5 protein-coding genes are annotated in these 4,442 nt (G+C 75.1%); 3 read left to right on the forward strand and 2 right to left on the reverse strand.

Features of this window, described 5'->3' with window-relative positions:
• The 3 genes from rarD to QL983_RS10490 all read left to right on the forward strand — a co-directional run.
• Positions 1-970, forward strand: a 970-nt coding sequence (gene rarD / locus QL983_RS10480; protein WP_290152909.1) for an EamA family transporter RarD, incomplete at its 5' end; no start/stop codon positions are given.
• 9 nt (positions 971-979) lie between these two features.
• Positions 980-1,474 (forward strand): hypothetical protein, encoded by a 495-nt coding sequence (locus QL983_RS10485; protein ID WP_063189755.1) that lies wholly within the window; start codon positions 980-982, stop codon positions 1,472-1,474.
• Entirely contained in the window at positions 1,471-1,968 is a 498-nt protein-coding gene (locus tag QL983_RS10490; protein ID WP_070709449.1) for an HIT domain-containing protein, read from the forward strand. The genes QL983_RS10485 and QL983_RS10490 overlap by 4 nt, the downstream gene beginning before the upstream one ends.
• A 43-nt stretch (positions 1,969-2,011) precedes the next feature.
• On the opposite strand, the gene QL983_RS10495 is transcribed toward QL983_RS10490, so the two are convergent.
• Both QL983_RS10495 and QL983_RS10500 read right to left on the reverse strand, forming a co-directional pair.
• Positions 2,012-3,076, reverse strand: coding sequence for a polyprenyl synthetase family protein (locus tag QL983_RS10495; protein WP_063189759.1), 1,065 nt, complete (start codon positions 3,074-3,076; stop codon positions 2,012-2,014).
• Positions 3,073-4,442 (reverse strand): geranylgeranyl reductase family protein (locus QL983_RS10500; protein WP_290152914.1); only part of this gene is annotated, 1,370 nt, incomplete at its 5' end. The genes QL983_RS10495 and QL983_RS10500, both read right to left, overlap by 4 nt.

Consider the following 4,442-nt stretch of genomic DNA (forward strand, 5'->3'; position numbering starts at 1 on the left):
CGACGGCGCCGCCCCCGACACCGGCGCCCTGCCCACCGTCTCCCCCGCCCCGGCCGATGACCCGCGTGGGCTGGCCCTCGGCTTCACCGCCTACTTCGTGTGGGGCCTGCTGCCGCTCTACATGGCGGTGCTCGCGCCCGCCGGGGCCCTGGAGATCGTGGTGGTGCGCATCGGCTTCGCCCTGATCTTCTGCCTGCTGCTGCTGACCGTGATGCGCCGCCTGCGCGAGCTGGGGACGGCGCTGGCCACGCCCGGCCGCTGGGGCACCACGGGTCTGGCCGCCGGGATCATCGCGGTGAACTGGCTGCTGTACGCGGTCTCGGTCACCACGGGCAACGTGCTCCAGGCGTCGCTGGGCTACTTCATGAACCCGCTGGTGAATGTCCTGCTCGGCGTGCTCTTCCTCGGGGAGCGGCTGCGGCGGGGCCAGTGGGTGGCCGTCGGGATCGCGGTGGCCGCCGTCGTCGTGATGTCCGCGGCGATGGGGCAGGTGCCGTGGATCGCGCTCGGGCTGGCCACCTCGTTCGGGCTCTACGGCTTCGTGAAGAAGCGCTTCCCCTCCCCCGTGCACGCGGTGACCGCGATGACCGCCGAGACCGTGGTGCTGATCCCCGTGTTCGTGGTGGGCAGCGTGCTGCTGGCGCAGGCCGGGCTGCTCACCACCGTCACCGAGGGGCCCGGCCACTTCTGGCTCATGGCCGGGCTCGGCGTGCTCACCGCCGTTCCGCTCATCCTGTTCTCGGCGGCGGCCCGCTCCCTGACGCTGACCACGCTCGGGATGCTGCAGTACACGGCGCCCATCCTGCAGTTCCTCGTGGCGGTCACGGTCCTCGGCGAGCAGATGCCCGCGGCCCGCTGGGCGGGCTTCGGGCTCATCTGGCTCTCGCTGGCGGTCTTCACCCTCGACCAGCTGAACGCCTCCCGCCTGCAGCGTCGGGCGGTCCGGGCCGGGCAGGGCGCGCACGCCTAGACTGGCGGCATGCCCGCCAAGCCCCCCGCCCCCGTGTACCTCCCGGCCTTCCAGCGGCTCGTCCCGGACCTGCTGGGCGACGCCTGGGCCGAGGACGACGGCCTCGCCCCCGCCGACGTCGACGCCCGGCTGGCCCAGTCCCCCGCGGCGGAGCAGCTCGGCGCCGGGCTCATGATCCCGGCTGCTCTCCGCGAGTTCTACCTCGCCCTGGGCAACTGCGGCGACCTCATGGAGACGGACCACTACGTGTGGGACCCCGAGGACCTCGAGGTGCGGGACGGCTTCCTCATGTTCCTGGAGGACGCGGACGAGACGGTCGTGTGGGGCCTGCCGGTGGACAACCTGGCGCTGCCGGACCCGCTGGTGTGGCGGCGCTCCGCCGGCGCCGACGCGCCCGAGGGCGAGTGGCAGGACGAGGGCGGCACCTTCAGCGAGTTCCTGACGGACCTGCTCGCGTGGACCTTCGAGGACCCCGAGGACGACGGCGAGGGGCTGGACCGGTGACCGCGCCCGCCCCGGTCTCCCACGCCCCGGACGACTACGTCTGCCCGTTCTGCGGGCTCGTGGCCAGCGACGTCTCCGACCCGGGCAACCGCTGCGAGCTCGGGGACACCGTCTACCAGGACGAGGACCTGCTCGTGCTGATCGCCGTGGACGGGTTCGGCGACCACGAGGGCCACGCCATGGTCTGCCCGGCCGAGCACTACGAGAACCTCTACGACCTGCCCCCGCGCGTACTGCAGCGCATCGCCCTGATGGCCCAGCAGGTGGCGCTGGCCATGAAGCGCGCGTGGGCCCCGGACGGGGTCTCCACGCGCCAGCACAACGAGCCCGCCGGCAACCAGCACGTGTGGCACTACCACCTGCACGTGTTCCCCCGCTTCGAGGGGGACATGCTCTACCGGCAGCTGCGCCACCCGGTGGCCCCGGAGGTCCGCGCCGGCAAGGCGCGGGAGCTCGCGGCCGCGCTGGACCCCGCCCCGACCCGCCTGGACTGAGCGGCCTCCCCGGATCGAGGCGGCGACGCCGCCGACCGCGGCGTCAGGCCGAGCGCCCGACCACGTAGTCGGCGAACGCCTCGAGCGCCGCCTTCACGGCGGAGTCCGGCAACGGGTCGAGCGCCTGCTTGGCCTGCTCCGCCCAGCCGCGGGTGATCGCCCACGCCTCGTCGATGGCGGGGTGGCCCGTGAGCGCGGCGACGGCGGCGGCCAGCTGCTCGTCGGTGTCGAGCGGCCCGTCCACGAGCGCGCGCACCCGGCGGGCGTCCTCGGCCTCCGGCCCCTCGCCCTGCGCGGCGCGGGCCAGCAGCAGCGTGGTCAGGGTGGGCACGCGCTCGCGCAGGTCCGTGCCGGGGACCTTGCCGATCCGCTCGGCGTCGCCGGTGAGGTCGATCAGGTCGTCGGCGAGCTGGAAGGCCAGGCCCACCTTCTCGCCGTATGCGCGCATCACCTGGACGGCGGCCTCGTCGGCTCCGCCCAGCAGCGCGCCGAGCATGCCGGCCGCGGCGATCAGCGAGCCGGTCTTGCCGGAGAGCACCGCGTAGTAGTGCTCGATCGGGTCCGCGCCCTCGGCCGGGCCGCGAGTCTCCCACAGCTGGCCCTGCACGAGGCGTTCGAAGGTGTCCGCCTGGATCTGCACGGGCCGCGGGCCCAGCTCGGCCATGAGCTGGGAGGCGCGGGCGAAGATCAGGTCGCCGGCCAGGATCGCCGCCGAGTTGCCCCACAGCCGGTGGGCGGCGGGAGCGCCGCGGCGCACGGGGGCCTCGTCCATCACGTCGTCGTGGTACAGCGTGGCCAGGTGCGTCAGCTCCATCACGACGGCGGCCTGGCGGGCGGGCGCGTCCACGTCGGCGACCTCGCCGGAGGCCAGGGCGGGGTCGCCCAGGAGGGAGGCGAGCACCGTCAGGACCGGACGGACCCGCTTGCCGCCGGCGGCCAGCAGGTGGTGGGCGGCGGTGTCGGAGAACAGGTCGTCGAAGCCGAGGGCAGTGTCCAGCTGCTCCTCGACCTGCTCGAGCGCGGTCAGCACGACCTCCAGGACACGGCCGTGCTCGGCGAGGGGTTCGAAGCCGGAGGGCAGGGCGAAGCCGGGGTCTGCGGTGGTCACCGGGCAAGCCTACCCAACGGCGCGCCGCCCGCGGTCGTCAGCGCGGGGGTGAGCGCCTCGAGCACGCGGACGGCCCGGTCGACGGCGTCGCCGCCCCGCGCGTCCACCGTGTTGCCCATGACCTTCACCGCGGCCCGCAGCAGCGGGGGTGCGGCCATCCCGGCGCCCAGCGCCGCCTTCATCACCCGCGGATCGCCGATCAGGCGGGCGAACCGGGCGCCGAGGGCGAAGTGGCGGCCCCACAGGTGCTGGGTGATCACCGGGTAACGGGACAGGATCGCGTCCGCGGCGCCGTCGGTCCCGGCCGCGTGCGCCTGCACGGCCAGGTCCGCGGCGAGGCGGGCCGCCTCCATCGCGAACCCGATGCCCTCGCCGTTGAACGGGGAGACCATGCCGGCCGCGTCGCCCACCAGGAGCATGCCCGGCACGTGCTGCGGGGTGCGGTTGAACGCCATCGGCAGGGCCGCGCCGAGGATCCGCGAGGTGCGCGTCTGCTCGGCGATCCCCCAGTCCGCGGTGAGCGCCCCGGTCCAGGACTTCAGCAGCCCGCGGTAGTCCAGCTTCCCGAACTGCGGGGAGGTGTCCAGGATGCCCAGGCCCACGTTCACGGTGCCGTCCGCGAGCGGGAACAGCCAGCCGTAGCCGGGCAGCGGGTTGCCCTCGGCATCCGGCAGGCGCAGCCAGGACTCCATCCACTCCCCCCGGTCGCCGGGCGGGGCGGGGATCGCCCCGTCGACGGCGGCGCCGGCGGTGTAATAGGCCCGCACGGCCACGCCCATGGGCCGGTCCTCGCGGCGGTGCAGGCCCGCGGAGACGGCGGCGCGGGCGGAGACGCCGTCGCACGCGAGCACGATCGGTGCGGTGAAGCGGGCGGTCTCCCCGGTCTTGCGGCCGTTCGGCGCGATCAGCTCCGCGTCCAGCCCGACCACGCGTCCGGCCTCGTCCCGCACGACGCCGGTGACGGCGTGCCGCTCGCGGACCTCGGCGCCGCGGGTGCGCGCCAGGTCCGCCAGGAGGGCGTCGAAATCGCGTCGGGTGCGCGTGAGCGCGTAGTCCGGCCACGTCTGGGTGGGCGCCCACGGCACGTCCACGCTGCGCTCGCCCGCGCGCAGCCGCAGGCCGCGGATGACGCGCCAGCCGCCGTCGTCGCCGGGCTCACCCCGGTGGGGCACGCCGAGCAGCTGCAGCTCCCGGACCGCCTGCGGGGTCAGGCCGTCGCCGCAGACCTTCTCACGCGGGTGCGCGGTCTTCTCGAGCACCACCACGTCCAGCCCCGCCGCGGCGAGGTGGGCGGCGGCGGTGGCGCCGGCGGGGCCGCAGCCGGAGATCAGCACGTCGGCACGGCGCACGACGGCGGGGGTCGAGG

Source organism: Micrococcus sp. APC 4021 (assembly GCF_030407635.1).
GTDB lineage: Bacteria > Actinomycetota > Actinomycetes > Actinomycetales > Micrococcaceae > Micrococcus > Micrococcus luteus.